Origin of the sequence: Brevibacillus soli (assembly GCF_044759095.2) — a bacterium.
Lineage (GTDB): Bacteria > Bacillota > Bacilli > Brevibacillales > Brevibacillaceae > JBIYSM02.
Window position 1 is genome coordinate 19066 of record NZ_JBIYSM020000013.1, and the last position, 16818, is coordinate 35883.

General features: G+C 54.3%; 18 protein-coding genes, 1 pseudogene and 1 riboswitch. Of the genes and pseudogenes, 2 read left to right on the forward strand and 17 right to left on the reverse strand.

Annotated elements, in window-relative coordinates; genetic code table 11:
- Nucleotides 1–34: 34 nt before the first annotated feature.
- The 5 genes from ACE99V_RS07360 to ACE99V_RS07380 form a co-directional block, all read right to left on the reverse strand.
- Nucleotides 35–337, reverse strand: a complete 303-nt coding sequence (locus ACE99V_RS07360) for a YunC family protein (RefSeq protein ID WP_400490419.1) — start codon at nt 335–337, stop codon at nt 35–37.
- Nucleotides 338–409: 72 nt separating this feature from the next.
- Nucleotides 410–655 carry a DUF6154 family protein gene (locus ACE99V_RS07365; RefSeq protein WP_400490420.1) on the reverse strand — a complete coding sequence of 82 codons (246 nt, stop codon included), beginning with the start codon at nt 653–655 and terminating at the stop codon, nt 410–412.
- 68 nt (nt 656–723) lie between these two features.
- Nucleotides 724–2160 (reverse strand): bifunctional metallophosphatase/5'-nucleotidase, encoded by a 1437-nt coding sequence (locus tag ACE99V_RS07370; protein WP_400490421.1) that lies wholly within the window; start codon nt 2158–2160, stop codon nt 724–726.
- Nucleotides 2161–2190: 30 nt separating this feature from the next.
- Nucleotides 2191–3012 carry a sulfite exporter TauE/SafE family protein gene (locus ACE99V_RS07375; RefSeq protein ID WP_400490422.1) on the reverse strand — a complete coding sequence of 274 codons (822 nt, stop codon included), beginning with the start codon at nt 3010–3012 and terminating at the stop codon, nt 2191–2193.
- Between the two features lie 17 nt (nt 3013–3029).
- Nucleotides 3030–3881 (reverse strand): DUF72 domain-containing protein, encoded by an 852-nt coding sequence (locus tag ACE99V_RS07380; protein WP_400490423.1) that lies wholly within the window; start codon nt 3879–3881, stop codon nt 3030–3032.
- A gap of 66 nt (nt 3882–3947) precedes the next feature.
- Here ACE99V_RS07380 and ACE99V_RS07385 point away from each other — a divergent pair, with 66 nt between their 5' ends.
- Nucleotides 3948–4391 carry a M67 family metallopeptidase gene (locus ACE99V_RS07385; protein ID WP_400490424.1) on the forward strand — a complete coding sequence of 148 codons (444 nt, stop codon included), beginning with the start codon at nt 3948–3950 and terminating at the stop codon, nt 4389–4391.
- Here the strand turns inward: ACE99V_RS07385 and ACE99V_RS07390 are convergent.
- The 6 genes and pseudogenes from ACE99V_RS07390 to ACE99V_RS07415 form a co-directional block, all read right to left on the reverse strand.
- Entirely contained in the window at nt 4388–4837 is a 450-nt protein-coding gene (locus ACE99V_RS07390) for an OsmC family protein (RefSeq protein ID WP_400490425.1), read from the reverse strand. The genes ACE99V_RS07385 and ACE99V_RS07390 overlap by 4 nt on opposite strands.
- A gap of 17 nt (nt 4838–4854) precedes the next feature.
- A complete protein-coding gene (locus tag ACE99V_RS07395; protein ID WP_400490426.1) occupies nt 4855–6054 on the reverse strand; it encodes an iron-containing alcohol dehydrogenase in 1200 nt (399 codons plus the stop codon).
- 98 nt (nt 6055–6152) lie between these two features.
- Complete coding sequence (floT, locus tag ACE99V_RS07400) at nt 6153–7673, reverse strand: flotillin lipid rafts scaffold protein FloT (RefSeq protein ID WP_400490485.1); 1521 nt, start codon at nt 7671–7673, stop codon at nt 6153–6155.
- Entirely contained in the window at nt 7663–8211 is a 549-nt protein-coding gene (locus tag ACE99V_RS07405) for an NfeD family membrane protein (RefSeq protein ID WP_400490427.1), read from the reverse strand. Before ACE99V_RS07405 ends, floT begins: the two co-directional genes overlap by 11 nt.
- A 90-nt stretch (nt 8212–8301) precedes the next feature.
- Nucleotides 8302–10341: a hybrid sensor histidine kinase/response regulator gene (locus ACE99V_RS07410; RefSeq protein WP_400490428.1), complete on the reverse strand. Its 2040-nt coding sequence runs from the start codon at nt 10339–10341 to the stop codon at nt 8302–8304.
- Between the two features lies 1 nt (nt 10342).
- Nucleotides 10343–10636, reverse strand: a pseudogene (locus ACE99V_RS07415) (sigma 54-interacting transcriptional regulator); the annotation flags it as partial.
- A 68-nt stretch (nt 10637–10704) separates the two neighbouring features.
- Between ACE99V_RS07415 and ACE99V_RS07420 the strand changes: the two are divergent.
- Nucleotides 10705–10812: an HD domain-containing phosphohydrolase gene (locus ACE99V_RS07420; RefSeq protein WP_400490486.1), complete on the forward strand. Its 108-nt coding sequence runs from the start codon at nt 10705–10707 to the stop codon at nt 10810–10812.
- 306 nt (nt 10813–11118) lie between these two features.
- Nucleotides 11119–11201, reverse strand: a riboswitch (cyclic di-GMP riboswitch).
- A gap of 151 nt (nt 11202–11352) precedes the next feature.
- Here the strand turns inward: ACE99V_RS07420 and ACE99V_RS07425 are convergent.
- The 6 genes from ACE99V_RS07425 to sufD form a co-directional block, all read right to left on the reverse strand.
- Nucleotides 11353–11805 (reverse strand): NUDIX domain-containing protein, encoded by a 453-nt coding sequence (locus ACE99V_RS07425; RefSeq protein ID WP_400490429.1) that lies wholly within the window; start codon nt 11803–11805, stop codon nt 11353–11355.
- The gene (locus tag ACE99V_RS07430) at nt 11805–12365 is read right to left on the reverse strand and encodes a suppressor of fused domain protein (protein WP_400490430.1); all 561 of its coding nucleotides are present in this window, start codon (nt 12363–12365) and stop codon (nt 11805–11807) included. Before ACE99V_RS07430 ends, ACE99V_RS07425 begins: the two co-directional genes overlap by 1 nt.
- 79 nt (nt 12366–12444) lie before the next feature.
- On the reverse strand, nt 12445–13842 hold the full coding sequence (gene sufB, locus ACE99V_RS07435) for a Fe-S cluster assembly protein SufB (RefSeq protein ID WP_400490431.1): 1398 nt from the start codon (nt 13840–13842) through the stop codon (nt 12445–12447).
- Nucleotides 13843–13861: 19 nt separating this feature from the next.
- A complete protein-coding gene (sufU, locus tag ACE99V_RS07440) occupies nt 13862–14299 on the reverse strand; it encodes a Fe-S cluster assembly sulfur transfer protein SufU (protein WP_400490432.1) in 438 nt (145 codons plus the stop codon).
- On the reverse strand, nt 14286–15512 hold the full coding sequence (locus ACE99V_RS07445) for a cysteine desulfurase (RefSeq protein ID WP_400490433.1): 1227 nt from the start codon (nt 15510–15512) through the stop codon (nt 14286–14288). The genes sufU and ACE99V_RS07445 overlap by 14 nt, the downstream gene beginning before the upstream one ends.
- On the reverse strand, nt 15512–16810 hold the full coding sequence (gene sufD / locus ACE99V_RS07450) for a Fe-S cluster assembly protein SufD (RefSeq protein WP_400490434.1): 1299 nt from the start codon (nt 16808–16810) through the stop codon (nt 15512–15514). Before sufD ends, ACE99V_RS07445 begins: the two co-directional genes overlap by 1 nt.
- Nucleotides 16811–16818 lie beyond the last annotated feature (8 nt).

The window sequence follows — 16818 nt, forward strand, 5'->3', positions numbered from 1 at the left end:
CTCTTTTCCCAGAGGCGCTGTTACGCATGCATTTCTAGAACATTTTTCGGACGGCGTCGCGGCCAGTTGTTCCTGCGGTAATTCCCAATCGTTCTGCCGTAACAGTGACGGACTCCAAGGGGGCATCAAGCAGTTCCTGAATCGTCTTGACCCCTACCGCCCGGCCGGCAATAATCTCCCTGCTCGCGAGGCGCTCATTCAGCAGCCCTACATCCAGCGCTCCGCACATGATATATCCTTTTTCCGTGGCAACGGCCAGAAGCGTTGTCTTCGGAAGCCGTACCGTTACGGCAATGGCGGTACCTTCTTCAAACCGGATCGGCTGTACGTCAATCATCGAATTCCTCCCGTCATGTAGATGACTTCAGCGCTAACATCCTATGTTTTCCGCGGGAAAATGGTGTTCCTCTCAGTGCAGAATGCCCGAATGACCAAGAGGACGCTCGTCGTCCATCGCGACCTTGCGCTTCATCACTTCAATCATGTAGGTGGCCAGCATTTGGAACAGCTCTTCATCGTCCATGCTCTCAATGATCGTCTGCATGTCTTTTCTTGACTGTTCCGCCAGAATTCCGACGACGATGGCGACGATATCTTCCTCGTCTCCGTTGAAATGACCCCGGTACATTTGATAAACCTCGTCGATAAACCGCATCCTCACTCCTCCTTTCCCCCTTTTATCATTCCCCAAAAGGGCGGGAGCAGTGAAACCAGGATGACCGATCACACCCGCAGCCAACGCGGCTGAAAGCTTTCCTGTATCAGCTGTTCGTCTCGGATCGTCTCCGCCAGAACTTCCCGCAGCATTTCCGGCAGGAAGAAACGCAGGTCCCGCCCCTCCAACAGCTCCGGGTAAATCCTGCTGAACATGAACATGTCAATCGTACCTACACGGTAATCCCGGTGGAGATCCAGGGGCTGGCCGTTCACTTGCACTCCCGTGATCCGGCGCCCGGCAGAGTCGTCACCATAGTGAACGATCAGGCCATCCACGCCCAACCACCCGATAAGCTTGCCGCGAAAGCCGAAACCGCGCAGCTCCCGATGTACGGCCTCCGGTTGAATGGAGCGCTGGAGCACCTGAAGCAGCTGTGCACCAGTCAGGGTCACGGCGCAGGGGTTGATCGGATGGGGAAGACAATGCAGCAAATCGCCGTACGTAACCGTACCCCTCTGCAGCGGAGTCAGCTGCAGCCCTCCGTTGGCCAGACCTACCTCCGCCCGGGTCCAGCGGCGAATGCTTGCAGCCAGCATTGACCCGAACGGGGTCTCCTCCGTCCATCCGATTTGCAGATCGGTCTTAAGCTGTGTTACCGGCCTGGCCAGCAGGGTTTCCGCCGCCTGTTTTTCCTGCAGCAATAGCGCTTGCAGTTCTTCATCGGGCGGATAGTCTTTGACGGGAAATACCTCCGCAACAGCATCCAACACGCGATTGTCCTCCATCGTCAGCGTCAGCTGGACGTGTCCGACGTATTCGCCGAAGCGGCCGACCTGGGCAATCAGGGTGCCTTCCACCGTTTCCCCTCGCTCCAGCAAGTGATGCGTATGGGCGCCCAGAATGACGTCAAGGCCAGGCACCTCCTGCGCCAGCTTCACGTCCTGCTGGTAACCGAGGTGAGAGAGGACGACGATCAGGTCCGCCTGGGAACGCAATGCCGTCACCTGATTGCGAATGTGTGGAACCGGATCTGACACCTCCCACCCCAGCATCTGATAAAACGGGGAAAAGGCAATGGTGGCGCCAAGGATGGCTACGCGCAGGTCGGGCCACTGGTGGATGGCGTACGGTACCGCCCAGTGCGGCTGCATGCCCGTGGCCGGCTCAATCAGATTGTTGACGATCACGGTAAAGTCCGCCTGTTCGTACAGCTCATCCAGTTTGTCCTTGGGAAACGTGATGCCTTCGTTGTTTCCGATCGTTACGTACTGATAGCCGCTGTGGTTCAAGACCTTTACGTTGCTGTGTCCCCAGGTGGCTTCGGTCATTACGTTCATCCGATCCACGTGATCTCCTATATCGACGGTAAGCACGTGTTCTCCCCGCTTCTCCCACTCCGCACGGTGCCGGTGCAAACACGTTGAGATGTGCGGCATGTTGCGAAAATGGCTGTGCAGGTCGTTCGTGTGCAAGATATGCAAGGTCCTACAAGCGCCTGCCACTGCTCTCGCCTCCCTCCTCTGAAAGCAAAACTACTTCAAGACGGCTTCCCCGATCATTTGTATGGCAATCCCCAAAATCAGCACACGCAGCACCATCACAACGGTTCGGCCCTTCATCCGGGCAGCAGCGAACGCGCCCAGTTTTCCGCCCGCCCAGGCCCCGGGCGCCAGCATGGCGGCGAACAGCCAGTCTACATGGCCGTGCAGTACATTGGTTGTAGAGCCGACTACTGCCGATAAAAAAATGACCAGCATCGAAGTTGCCGTTGCGATATGGGGCGGGTACCGAAACAGAATCAGCATGGCTGGCACCATCAAAACGCCGCCCCCTACCCCAAACAGCGAGGAACAGACCCCGACCAGATACGAGACGAGGATGGCGGTCCAGCGGCTGTAGCCGTACTCGTGCTCCACGCCCTCCGAGTCGACGAAACGGTGATGGACGTCCCAGTGAATGGAGTGCGGCTTCATTCTGTCCTTCGCCATGATCAGCGCAAACATGCAGAGCTGAAACAGGCCAAACAGAAGCGAAAACGTCTCCACTGGTAGTAATGTATTAAGATAGACACCCGTTATAGCACCAGGGGTGCTTCCGAAAAAGAACAACCAGGCGATTTTCGTATCCACCCGCTTTTGCTTTAGATAAGAGAGGGATGAAGACAGGGCTGTGACCGCAATGACGATCAGGGAGGTACCCACGGCGACCTGCGGGCTCATGGAACCGGGATGGTACTGGTTGACGAAAAACAGCAGGGACGGTACGAAAAATACGCCGCCGCCAAGCCCGGCAACGCTGCCAATCGCTCCGGCGATCAGACCTATGAACAGAAACAAGACGGCAAGAGTGGTCATGTATGCTTCCTTCTTTCCTAAAACAGCTCCATTTGCCGGGGATTCAGTCCGCTTGGCTGGATGCCCAGCATTCGCATAAACTGTTTGGCATTGTTGACTGCGTCCCCGCCGGAGTTGTTGTTAAACAAAATGCAAACGTCTTCCGCGTGCTTGGCAATCTCCCGGATGTGCGGAACCCATTCGCTCAACTCTGCTTCGCTGTAGTTGTACAGGTAACGGACATCCCGCCAGTTTTGTCCCTTGCCGGGATCCCGCCATCCCGCTGTGTTTCGCCCGTGAAAGCGGACAAGGGCCAGCCGGGGATGGGTGACGGCCACCACGATGGGCACACAGCCGTTCCCTGTCTGCGGTTCATCACACAGCACGTGCACAGCGCCCAGATCGCGCAGAAATGAAAGCGTCTTGTCCCGAAAGCGCTCGTCGAACCAGCTGCGATGCCGAAACTCTACCGCTACGGGATAGTCGGCAAATGCCTGACGACAGGCTTGTACGTAAAGGACGTGTTCGCGGGTGCAATCAAACCACGGCGGGTACTGGAACAAGAGCGCCCTCAGCTTGCCCGCATCCACCAGCGGCTGGATGCTGTCGGCAAACCGTTGAAACAGCTCCTCCCGGTCCAGAGGGGCATCACCCCGCTGGTGGCCGGTCATGGCTTGATGAGGTTTGACAATGAAGCCGAACGTGTCCGGCGTATCCTTCACCCACGTCTCATAATTCTTTTGTGGTAAAATGGCGTAAAACGAGCTGTCAATTTCCACGATGGGAAAGTGGCTGGCGTAGACGGACAGCTTGTCTTTTGTCCGTACGCCTTGTGGATACAGATCGTGGTGATCTCCCCAGCCGCACACTCCCACATGAATAGTATTCATAGCAAAGAAACCTCCAACACTTACAGAGAGTTGGTAATTCCAGTACAGATAACGGAGGATTGCGAGATGTTTCCTCTTGGGCACCCCTTCGCGAATAAGAATACCAAACTATTTCTTGCGGGGAAAGTAGCGAAACGCCTCCTGACCGAAGCACAAGAGGCGTTTCCGTATGAATATTCCGCTCTTTTGGCGGGCCGCGGTGCAGACATCACCATGCATATCCCGCTTCGTCCCATCGAGCCAGCCACTCATTTTTATCAATGGGACGGCGATTCCCTGGTGCGCGCGTTGCGTGAAATCAGCCGGGCCGACCTGGAGTGGCTGGGCGTGCTGCATACGCATCCCCACTCACCGCCCGTTCCCTCCCAGGCCGATGCCGCTGGCTGGCACTACGCGCAGTTGAGCTACTGGATTCTCTCCCTGCAGGGCATACAGCCTGAACTGCGGGTCTACCAGTGGGCAGAAGGCGCTTTTCAGGAGCGTTCCTATCTCATTACCGGCGATCGTTAGGCCCCGGCAATCCGTACGGTCGGCTCCACGCTGATCTCCACGTTGCCGCGCATCGCTTTGGAGATCATGCATACCTGTTCTGCGCGATGAGCCGCATGTACGGCCGCCTCCGCCGTTTTTTCATCTCCGTCCGCAAGGATCATCTCTGGGCGATGGATGATTTCACGAAAGCCGAGATTGCCGCTTTCCACCGTTAGGATGCCTTCCGATTTTAGCGTTAAGGATTGGACTTTCAAATTGCGCTTTTCCAATATCGCAGCCAGCGTAATGATATAGCAGTTCATGGCCGCTCCAATCAAGAGCTCCTCAGGATTGGTCCCCACTCCCGGCCCTCCCTGCTCACGCGGAACGGAGATGGCCGTTTGCAATCCTTCTGCCTTCAGCTCACCCGTCCCCAATCTGCCTCCATGCCACGCCGCTTCCAATTGAAACCGCAGATCACTCACGTTTCTTCCTCCTCTTCCTACTCCACAACCGACTCGATTGCGTGAAAGTCATAATGATAGCAAATATCATACAGGCGGACAATTTCATCATGGGAAGGCACCCGCGGATGATTCCCCGGACTGCCGCTTGCCAAGGCGTCTGCTGCCATCTTCTGCACCTTTTCATCCCATTTCGCCTTGTCGATTCCCCATGTTTTCACAGTGGGAATGTGCAAGTCCCGGCAGAGCCTTTTCGCCTCGGCAATGGCCACATCTGCCCATTCCTCATGGGAAAGTCCTTGGCCATCCGGCTTCATCAGTCGGCCGATCACCGCGAGCCGTTCCATGGCGCTGTCTCTTGTATACGCAAGCACTGCCGGCAGCAGCATGGCATTTGATACCCCGTGCGGCACGTGGAAGACGGCACCGATCGGGCGAGACATTCCATGTACGAGACAAACGGACGAATTCGAAAAGGCAGCACCCGCTTTCATCGAAGCCAGCGCCATTTGTTCCCTCGCATCCAGATCATTTCCGTTCGCGTACGCCTTTCGCAGATTTCGGCTGATCAGCTCAATAGCGGAAAGAGCCAACGTATCCGTAAGCGGCTGGGCGCGCCGGGAAATGTACGCTTCGATCGCATGACAGAGCGCATCGACTCCGGTTGCCGCCGTCACGCTGGGGGGCGATGACATCGTGAGAAGGGGATCGACAATCGCCACAGACGGCAGCAACGCCGGGTGCTTGATCATCATCTTCACATCGTCTGCCGTATTCGTAATCACGGTTACGTCGGTCGCTTCCGAACCCGTACCGGCCGTAGTCGGTACGGCAATCAAGGGAATCGGTTCACGCTCAACCGGCGTCTTCCCTCCCATGTAGTCGCCAATATAGCCTCCATTGGCAGCAACCAATGCGACAGCCTTGGCTGCATCGATACAGCTTCCTCCGCCGAGAGCGACAATGACGTCGCACTTTTCGTCAACAAAGAGACGGAGCGCCTCTTCCACATACACGTCCGTGGGTTCGGTGTTTACATGGAGGTAAGCGGCATGATCAACTCCAGCCTGTTTCATTAAATGCAGGCATTCCTCTGTGTTTCCGAGCTCTTCCATCACCCGATCGCTGATGAGCAGCGCCTTTTTGCCAAAACGTCCGGCTTGCTCCCCCGCTTTCGAGAACGAACCACGTCCATACAGGATGGTTTGGGGCATCCGAAACTCCATACACGATCTCATGGTACATCCCTCCCTCTTCTTTATCAAAAACTTCTAAAAAAAGAAAACATCTCCTGCTTGTTACAAGAGATGTTCCCTATCGCTGTGCCAAAACCTTTTTACTCCGTTTTGTCGGAAACGGCAGGAGCAGATGGCTGAGCCTGCGGCATGGCACCGCTGCCCTGCTTCATAAAGCTGGAAATCATCTGGTTCATGTCCAGCCCCGATACATCCTTCAACATCTCCGGCAGCTGCGCCATCAGTTTCGTTACGTTCCCGCTCAAGCGGTTGACACCGTCGCCCTGGCCGCCGCCGACGTCCACGATGGTTACCTTGTCGATCGCTTTCATCGGCTCGGCAACCTTCCCGGCCAACTCCGGCAGCATTTTGGCTACGATATCGAGAACGGCCGCCTGACCGAACTTTTCGAAGGCTTCCGCCAGCTTCTCCTTCCCTTCCGCCTCGGCTTCCAGCTTCAGGCGGATCACTTCCGCTTCCGCGCTGCCGCGCGCCTTTTCCGCCTCGGCAATCGCCAACCCTTCCAGGCGTTTTTGCTCGGCCTGTGCTTTTGCTTCCGCCTCAATCCGGTACTTGAGCGCGTCGGCTTCCCGCATCTTCTTCGCTTTTTCCGCTTCTGCCGCCTGTTCCACGGCGTACCGGTCGGCATCCGCCTTTTTCTTCACTTCGGCGTCATACTGCCGTTCACGGCGAAGGATTTCCTTCTCCTCCAGCTCGATTTCCTTTTGTTTGCGGACGATGTCAATCTTCATTTCCTCTTCCGTTACCTGCTGCCGGGTCACTGCTTCCTGCAGTTTGTACGCCTGGTCAGCGGTAGCTTTCGCCCGATCCTGCTCCTGTTTATAGGCGGCCACCTTCAGTTCCTTTTCCTTCTCCGCTTCGGCAATGTGGGTTTCCTTCAACAGTTCGGCCTTGCGTGCTTCCTGCTCTGCTTGCGCCTGACGGATGCGCGCTTCCTTGTCGGCATCGGCCTGAGAGATGGTGGCGTCCCGTTTTACCGCAGCGATCTGCGGAATCCCCAAAGCGGCGAGGTAGCCGTTTTTATCGCGGACGTCCTTGATCGTGAAGCTGACTACGGAGAGCCCCATTTTCTTCAGGTCCTTGGCAGCTACGGCCTGCACTTCCTGGGCGAAACGCTCCCGGTTCTTGTAGATTTCCTCCACGGTCATGCTGCCAAGGATGGCCCGCAAATACCCCTCCAGCACCTCCTGAGCCTCTCCTTTCAGTGCATCGTCCGTTTTCCCCATAAACTGCTCGGCTGCGGTAGCGATGTCTTCGATCGAGCCGCCCACCTTGATGATGGCAACCCCGTCTGCCATCACCGGCACTCCTTGCTCGGTGTACACTTCCGGCGTGGAGACGTCCAGTTTGTGGGACAGCAGGCTCAAGAAATTGGCTTGCTGGAAAATCGGCAGGATAAAGGCACCGCCGCCGCGGACGATCTTCATCTTGCGCCCGGATTCGTCAGACAGGACGTTTTTCGTCCCCAGGAAACTACCCGTCACGATCATCGCCTCGTCGGCGCCTACCGTCTTGTAGCGCGCCCAGAACGCGATCCCCAAGATGACGAAGACGCTAACCACTGCTGCAACGGTAATCAACATCGTCAGTTCATTCAGCATCATGCAAGCTCTCCCTCTCCCCTTGATTTGGCAAAGGTGTGACATACAGTACGTGTTCCCTGACCTCCACTACCAGTACCCGTGTACCTTCCCTGATCGGCTCGCGGGTCAGGCTGGCCGCCATGTGGTGGGTCGTGCCGCTCACCATGGAAATCAGAACTTCGCCGAATCCCTTCTCCGGAATCGTCGTCCACACCTCGCCAACGCGGCCAACCAGCTGCTGCATGGAGTAGCCGGTAGAGGCTTCCGCATCACTCATCGGCTCCACCCAGATGAAATACGCTGCGATGGCCAAAGCAACGCCCCCGATGGCTGCCAGAGCGAGCGACGTCAGCGGGGAGTACGAGGTTAACCGGGAAAGCAGAAACCCCGCCCCGCCAAATGCGGTCAAACCGCTCACCCACAAAACCGGCTGCAGCACAGGCAGATGGGCGTGGTTCAGCCAATCGGATGCAGCATCCCCCAGGAACAGCGTCACAAAGGTATAAACAAGTCCAACCCCGATACAGATGAGATAGATGGAATCCAGCCAGGACACGACTGTCACACCCTTCCAGTTTTTCCTCATCTTTTCATACGGATGACCGGGCAAAAGGTTACATTGATTTGAATGTGAATGGTACATCTCTTATTTCAAGTACTGCAAGTGAATCGGGATATATCTACCCAGACAGGAATAGAACGCCTGTTTTGTGAAAGGTTTGGAAAGATGCGCAGTGCATCCGGCTTCCACACTCCTCTGAATGTCTTCAGGCAGCGCATGGGCCGTTAAGGCAATGACAGGCGTTGGAGATCGTCCATTCTCCATTTCCCAGCGTCGAATCGCCTGCGTCACGCTGTATCCATCCATGATCGGCATCTGAATATCCATGAGTACCACATCGTATGGTTTCGATTGAAAAAGTTCGACTGCCCTCTGTCCATCTTCGGCTTCATCAACTTGTACAGGAAGTTTTGAGAGAAATACCTTGATCAGCTTTCGGTTCTCCTGAGAATCGTCCACCAGCAAGATCCTGACTGACTCCATGTCGACGGGAGAGACTTCCTGTTTTTCCACAGCCTGTTCAACAGAAGCTTCTGTGGAAACTCCGAGAGTAAGGGTAAAGGAGAAAGTACTTCCCATCCCCGGTTCACTTTCAACCGATATCGTTCCCCCCATTTTTTCAATAAGATGTTTGGAGATGGTTAGTCCCAAGCCGCTTCCTCCAAATTGTCTGGAAATGGAAGAGTCCGCCTGGGAAAATTGCTCAAAGATCGTTTCGATATGTTCCCGTGCAATGCCGATACCCGTATCGCGAATGGTAAACAGGAGAGTCGCTTCGTCTTCCGTGCCGCCGACCCGTTCAAGGTGAACCCTGACACTCCCCTGCTCCGTATACTTGATGGCGTTTCCGATGAGATTCACCAATATTTGCCTGAGTCGATCCGAATCTCCCACAACTACAGGCGGGACGGAGGAGGAAACCGAGTACGTCAAGGAGAGCCCTTTCTTCTCCCCAAGAACGGTCAAGAGCTGTGCGGCCTCTTTCATGAAAGTCGAGATGGAAAAGGATCGCTTGTTCAGAGGGATCTTGCCGAATTCCAGCCGCGTAAGATCAAGGAGGTCGTTAATTAATACCAGAAGCGCATTGCCCGCTGTCTGTGCCGTATGGAGATACTCACGCTGTGTGGTTGTGAGTGTGGTCTGCTGCAGCAATTCCAGCATTCCTAACGTAGAGTGGAGGGGTGTTCGCAACTCATGACTCATCATCGCCAAAAAGGTGGACTTCGCCTGCGAAAGCTTCAACGCCTCATCCCTTGCCGCTTCCAGTTCCTTTTCCAATCGGACTCGGTCCGTAATATCTGTCGCATACCCGGCAATTCCCAATACATCAGCATTTTCATGGAGCGGGATGGGTTTGACAACCGCTTGATAAAATTCTTCTCCCACATTGATCTCAAACTGGACCGTTTCCCCATGAAAGGCCTGCAAGAGTTCCCTCTCATGTCTCTTCAGCAGAGGCAGCACCTGATCATAGGGCAGCAGTTGATCCATCAGCGGTTTGCCTCCCATTTTTTCAAGCGATGTCCCTTCCAGATACGTAAACGAGATGGCGCCCTGATCGTTCCGCTGGCACTTGAACAGCAGATTGGGCAGCATGTCCATCGAGCGTTTAAACTGTTCCGCCAGCTCCAGCCGCTTTCGCTCCATACTCAGCAAGTAGATTTGCTTTCTCGTGATTCTCCACAGAATGGCCACCAGGGAGATTCCGGAAACCAGCAGCAAACCGCTGAAGAACAGATTCAAATTAAAGATGGTTGTTTCCAGTCGTTTTTCGTTTTGTACGATAACCAGTACTCTTTGAGCAGGCAACGGGATGTAATGTTTTCGCAGGAAAAGATTGTCTCGTGTGAACGTTTGACTTTGACTCTCGTATGTTTCCAGGAGAAGGGAAATCTTTTCCCTGTCCTGCGGCAGGTAATACTCATTGGAACCATAGAGAATCGGGAGGTCTGTTTGCGGTTCGATCACCCGGTTTTTCCTTCCCTTTAACCAGGCCGGTCCGTTGAGAATACTAATCTCTTCAATATCTTCATACTGTTTATATAATTCGATTATGAATTCGGCAATTCCGGAAAAATTGATTAATCGTTCAAGGTCTCCCGAATGCAGGTACGGGTTGATCATGTATTCCGTCGTACCGTCGTTCCTGAATCACGCGAAGCAGCTTCGTCTGCATCTCAAGGGGCATGTCTCCGATTTCATCGAGAAAAAGGGTGCCGTCGTTTGCCATTTCAAAATAACCGGGCTTTCCATTTTTCTTTGCCCCGGTAAAGGCTCCCTCTTCATAACCAAACTGTTCTGCCTCAAACAAATCCCTGGGTATGGCAGAACAGTTCAGGGCAATGAAGGGACCTTTCCTTCTGTCACTCTCATGATGAACCGCTTGGGCAAACACTTCCTTACCCGTCCCGCTTTCCCCGGAAAAACCGCCCTGCTTGATCATCTTTGGAAGCGCAGGGGGAAATTTACCATTGACGAAGAGAATGAATATCGAAAGCATGTCCAGAAATGGAATTGATGAGTACCATTATCCTCCATCAACATGAGCATTTTGATGGAACCGGGTTTCCTGACGGGTTAAAGCAAACATCATAAAAAAAGCTTCGATTGAAGCCCTCTCGAAGAAGCTGGTTCTTCGTTAGAGGAAACTTTTTATGCGTTCCGGAAAGTTTATTTCAGGACGCTTTCACACGGTGAAGCCCTTAAACTTTCCTACACGATAAGAAAAATCGCTCTACCCGCAAGGCAGAGCGATTTTTTCTTAAAAAACGGATTCGAAACGCAAGACTATTTTCTCGGGAATGGTGCTGTTGCTACAATCACCGTAGTAGCAACGAGAAGAAGGGTGACGAACCATGGCTTGGCCATCCACTTTTGCATAGATCTTCCTCCATTCATGTAGATTGCACCATAACATGACCATTTCGGACGAAGTCCCTGTAGCTTTGCGTCACCCCTTTTCAGGGGTTTTGCCCTTTTCGGTGCTGCTGTTTTTAAAAGCAAGAAGTGTGCCAACCACGGATTCTTCTTGGAATCACGTCTTTTCTCGTTTTCTCAGTGAGAATCTATCTATTTTTTAGAAACCTGTTTATATTTTAGCTGGATCCCCGGCTTTGCTTTCATGAAAGTCCGTCCTTATATCACGTTTCCGATGTAATCAGGTTTGTAATCCGGTTCGCTCAGAGCCTTGATCACCTGATCACGCCGAATCAGGTTGTACAACGGACAGCTGCGAAACTGGTCCAAGGTCACCCAGCCAGACCAGACGATCTGTTCGTCGTCTACACCGCCGGGGATGGGCGTGGAATCCTCCCCTACCGGTCTTGCCAGCACGCCTACGCCTACCGTATGTTTTCCGTCCCCGGATTTATCGATACGTTCGTCCAGCCAAAGCATCCGCACAAATTCCACCAGGACGCCGGTTTCCTCCCACACCTCGCGCCTCGTCGCCTCCGGAATGGTTTCCAGATATTCCACGCTGCCGCCGGGGAGGCTGTAATAAAGCTCATTACCGGACTTTTCTTTAATCAACAAGATGCTTCCCTGATGCTCCACCACGACCGTCACTCGCATCTTAATCGGATTCATCACGCGCCCTCTCCCTCTTGGATGGCAGGGGAACGGGCAAAATCCAGCGAATCTACCTGTGCCAGCCGGAAAACAGCCTCCAAGGCCTCCAAGCCCTCCCGTGCCAAAAATTCCGCCTCCGCTTCGGCGATGGCGTGGATCATCATCATGTGCACCACGTCGCTGCCATTGGTAAAACAGGCAAAGTCCTCCTCCTCAAAATAGGCCGGAGTCACCAGCCCTTTGTTTAACTGCGACCCTTTGGCCACCGGTCCGCACAGCGGAATCACGTCACCGGATTGGAGCGGGAGTCCCTTTTGCTCCCATCGTTTTTGTACCTGCCGGGCTGCATGTCCCAGGATCGGGATCAACCGTGGTTCAAACCGGTACGAGTACATGGCACATTCCGTTTTGCCGGTGCGATGCAATTCCAGCGTAACGTACGTCCACCATCCCCGTTTGCGTGTCGCGGGGAAGACAGCCAGCAGCACATCCGCTTCTTCCGTCTGGTACAAGTCACCTTCACAGCGAAACATTCGCGTACAATGAGAGAGAATCTGGTTTACCACATTCCTATTCATATGAGATATTTCCTCCAAACAGGTATGTACGTGGAAAAAAGCATGCCTTCCGCAAAAGGCATGCTTCTTCCACACTGTCTTACCCGATGGAGCCCTCCATCTCGAACTTGATCAGTCGGTTCATTTCAACCGCGTACTCCATCGGCAGTTCTTTCGTAAACGGCTCGATGAAGCCCATGACGATCATCTCGGTTGCTTCCGCTTCGGTGAGACCGCGGCTCATCAGGTAGAAGAGCTGATCCTCGGACACTTTGGAAACGGTCGCTTCGTGCTCCAGAGTAATGTTGTCGTTCATGATTTCGTTGTACGGAATCGTGTCGGACGTGGACAACTTATCCAAAATCAGCGTGTCGCACTTGATGTTGGACTTGGAGCCGTCCGACTTGCGGCCGAACTGTGCCAGACCGCGGTAGGTCACCTTTCCGCCGTCGCGGGAGATCGACTTGGAAATGATTGTGGACGTGCAGTCCGGAGCCAGGTGAATCATTTTCGCGCCGGCGTCCTGATGCTGTCCTTTGCCCGCAACCGCGATGGAGAGAACGGTGCCTTTGGCGCGTGGCCCCTTCATCACGACGGCCGGATATTTCATGGTCAGCTTGGAGCCGATGTTGCCGTCAATCCACTCCATGGTGGCATCCGCATAGGCAACTGCGCGTTTGGTCACGAGGTTGTACACGTTGTTGGACCAGTTTTGGATGGTGGTGTAGCGGCAGCGACCGCGCTCTTTTACGATGATCTCAACGACTGCCGAGTGCAGCGAGTCCGTGCTGTAAATCGGCGCTGTACAGCCCTCTACGTAGTGAACGAAGGCGTCTTCGTCGACGATGATCAGCGTACGCTCGAACTGACCCATGTTCTCCGAGTTGATGCGGAAGTACGCCTGCAGCGGAGTTTCCACCTTCACGCCTTTTGGCACGTAGATGAAGGAACCGCCGGACCACACAGCCGAGTTCAGAGCCGCAAACTTGTTGTCAGCAGGCGGGATCACGGTAGCAAAGTATTCCTTCACGATATCCGGGTACAGCTTCACCGCGGAATCCATGTCCGTGAAGAGAACGCCTTTTGCCTCCAGGTCTTCCTGCATGTTGTGGTACACGACCTCGGACTCGTATTGGGCCGATACGCCCGCCAGGAACTTCTGCTCCGCTTCCGGAATTCCCAGCTTGTCAAAAGTCGCCTTGATCTCTTCCGGTACTTCGTCCCAACTGCGGCCGGTCTTTTCGGACGGCTTGACGTAGTAGGTAATGTCGTCAAAGTTCAAATCGTCCAGATCGCCGCCCCATTTTGGCATCGGCATTCTGTAGAAAATGTCCAGCGCCTTCAGACGGAACTCCAGCATCCATTCCGGTTCGCCCTTGATGCGCGAGATTTCTTCGACGATCTCGCGGGTCAAGCCCTTCTTCGTACGGAAGACGGAGACGTCCTTGTCGTGAAAGCCGTACTGGTAATCCTGTATTTCAGGGGCTTTCTTTGCCATGGTAAATCACCTTCCTTGTTTATGATTGTTCTGCCTGTTTGATACCCTGCTCCAACGCTTTCCAGGCCAGTGTCGCGCACTTGATGCGTGCCGGGAACTTGGCTACTCCCTGCAGCGCCTCAATATCGCCGAGGTCGACAGAGTCGTCAATCTCTTTGCCCTGCATCATGTCAGAGAAGATCTGGGCCAGCTTGAGCGCCTCCTCGACCGGTTTTCCTTTGATCACTTCCGTCATCATCGAGGCGGAAGACATGCTGATCGAGCAGCCTTCGCCCAGGAATCTGGCGTCTGTCACCTTGCCGTTCTCTACTTTCAGAGAAAGTGAAATGCTGTCGCCGCAGGTCGGGTTATTCAAGTTAACGATAAGTCCTTCCGATTCGTCCAGCTTGCCGCGGTTGCGAGGCTTCTGGTAGTGGTCCATAATGACTCGGCGGTACAGATCATCAAGAGAAGACATTTCCAAAGTACTCCTTTGTCTTTTTCAACCCGGCGACAAATACGTCCACTTCTTCCTCCGTATTGTACAGATAGAAGCTTGCCCGGGCGGTGGCTGTTACCTGCAGCCATTTCATCAGCGGCTGTGCGCAGTGGTGACCTGCACGCACCGCAATGCCGTGGCTGTCCAGCACCGTTGCCAGGTCGTGCGGATGAACGTCTGCCAGGTTAAACGTAATTAAGCTGCTTCGATCCGTTTTCGGACCGTAGACAGTCAAACCATCAATCTCACGCATTTGCTCCATCGCGTAGGAGACCAGTTTTTTCTCATGCCGTTCGATGTTCTCCAGACCGATCTCGTTGAGGAAGTCGATGGCTGCTCCCAAACCGATGACGCCGCCGATGATCGGCGTTCCTCCTTCAAATTTCCACGGAAGCTCCTTCCAGGTGGAGTCGTACAGTTCGACGAAGTCAATCATTTCCCCGCCGAACTCAAACGGTTCCATCCGCTCCAGCAGCGCGCGCTTGCCGTAGAGTACGCCGACGCCGGTCGGTCCGCACATCTTGTGGCTGGAAAACGCGTAAAAGTCGCAATCCAGCTCCTGCACGTCGATCTTTTTATGCGGGGCGCCCTGCGCTCCGTCGACGAACAGGATGGCTCCGTGCTGATGGGCAATCTCGGCGATTTCCTTCACCGGGGTCGTATCACCCAGCACATTGGAGATGTGGTGGATGGCGACAATCTTAGTATGGGCCGTAATGGTATCTTTCACCGCTTCCAGGGAGACCGTACCGTCTTCTTGAAGCGGGATGAACTTGAAGGTGGCGCCGGTAGCCTTGGCTGCCTGCTGCCACGGAATGAAGTTGCTGTGGTGCTCCACCACTGTAGTGACAATCTCGTCACCGGGCTTCAGAATAGCGCGAGCGTAGCCGTTTGCCACCATGTTCACCGCGGTTGTCGTTCCGCGGGTAAAGACGACTTCCGCCATTTCCCTGGCGTTGATGAAGGCGCGGACCTTTTCCCGGGCGCCTTCATAACCGTCTGTCGCCTTGGAGCCCAACGTATGTACACCGCGGTGCACGTTGGAATTGTATTCCTTGTAGTACTTGTCTAACGCCTCAATCACTTGAATCGGCTTCTGCGACGTAGCCGCATTGTCCAGATAAACAAGCGGATGGCCGTTTACTTCCTGATTGAGGATGGGAAAGTATTGCCTAAGCTCCTTGGCGTTCATTAGCCCAACTTCCTTTCGAGCGCCTGACGAAGTCTGTTTTTCACTTCTTCGATCGGGATCTCTGCTACGACAGGGTCAAGGAATCCGAGAATGATCAGTCGTTCCGCTTCTTGGCGCGTAATGCCGCGGGACATGAGATAGTAAAGGCTTTCTTCACTCACACGTCCTACGGATGCTGCGTGGCCTGCTTTTACGTCATCTTCGTCAATGAGCAGGATCGGATTGGCGTCACCGCGCGCTTTTTCACTGAGCATGAGGATGTTTTCCGCCTGCTCGCCGTTCGCCTTTTCCGCGCCCTTCTCAATTTTGGTGATCCCGTTCAAAATGGAGACTGCTTCTCCGGTCATCACGGCCTTGCTCACCATGTCGGACTCGGAGTGGGTTCCGATGTGCTGAACCTGGGAAGTCAGGTTTTGACGCTGGGTGCCGGTACCGATCGAAACGGTCTTGGTATTTGCACGGGAACCGTTGCCTTTCAAAACAGTGGTGTTGTTGGCCACCGTGTTGCCATCGTTCATTTCACCCAAAATCCATTCCATGTGACCGTCGCGATCGACCACGGCGCGGCGGAATGTGTAGTCATGGACGTTTTCCGACAGGGAGCGAACGGAGGCTACCTGTACAGAAGCGCCCGGTCCGACATACACTTCCACGATGCTGTTCGCCACCATGTTGACGCCCTCTATAGACACGTACGTGTCCACATACGTCACCTTGCTGTGGGCTTCCGCCACGATCAAAACGTGAGGACAGAGCAGCGCGTCTTCCCCGGCCACTTCGAATACGGCTTGCAGCGGAACTTCCACGACCACGTTTTTCGGCACGTAGAGGAATACACCGCCGTTTACAACGGCCGTATGCAGGGCCGTCAATTTATGTTCATCGTATTTCACCACATTCAACAGGTATTTTTGCACCAAATCGCCGTGCTCGCGCAGAGCAGTGGCCAGATCCGTGAATATGACACCTTGCTTCGCCAGTTCCTCTGTTGTTGCGTGGTACACGATGGACGCGTTTTTCTGAACCAGCAGGTTTTTCACCGCGTCAACGTCGATTTGCGCCTTCACCACGTCGTCCAATTCGGCTTTTCCTGCCGCTTTACCGCTCGTCTGGAACGGCAAAAACTGCTCGATGTTCCACTTGTCGATCTTGGTCTTCTCCAGAACAGGAAGCCCCAGCTTGCCTGCAGCCTCAAGGGCCGAGAGACGCTTTTCCAGAAACCAGGCCGGCTCCTGATTTGCCTTGGAGTACTCCGTAATTGCTTCGCGGTCGAAGCGGAGCTGCATTTCCACACTCATCTCACTAA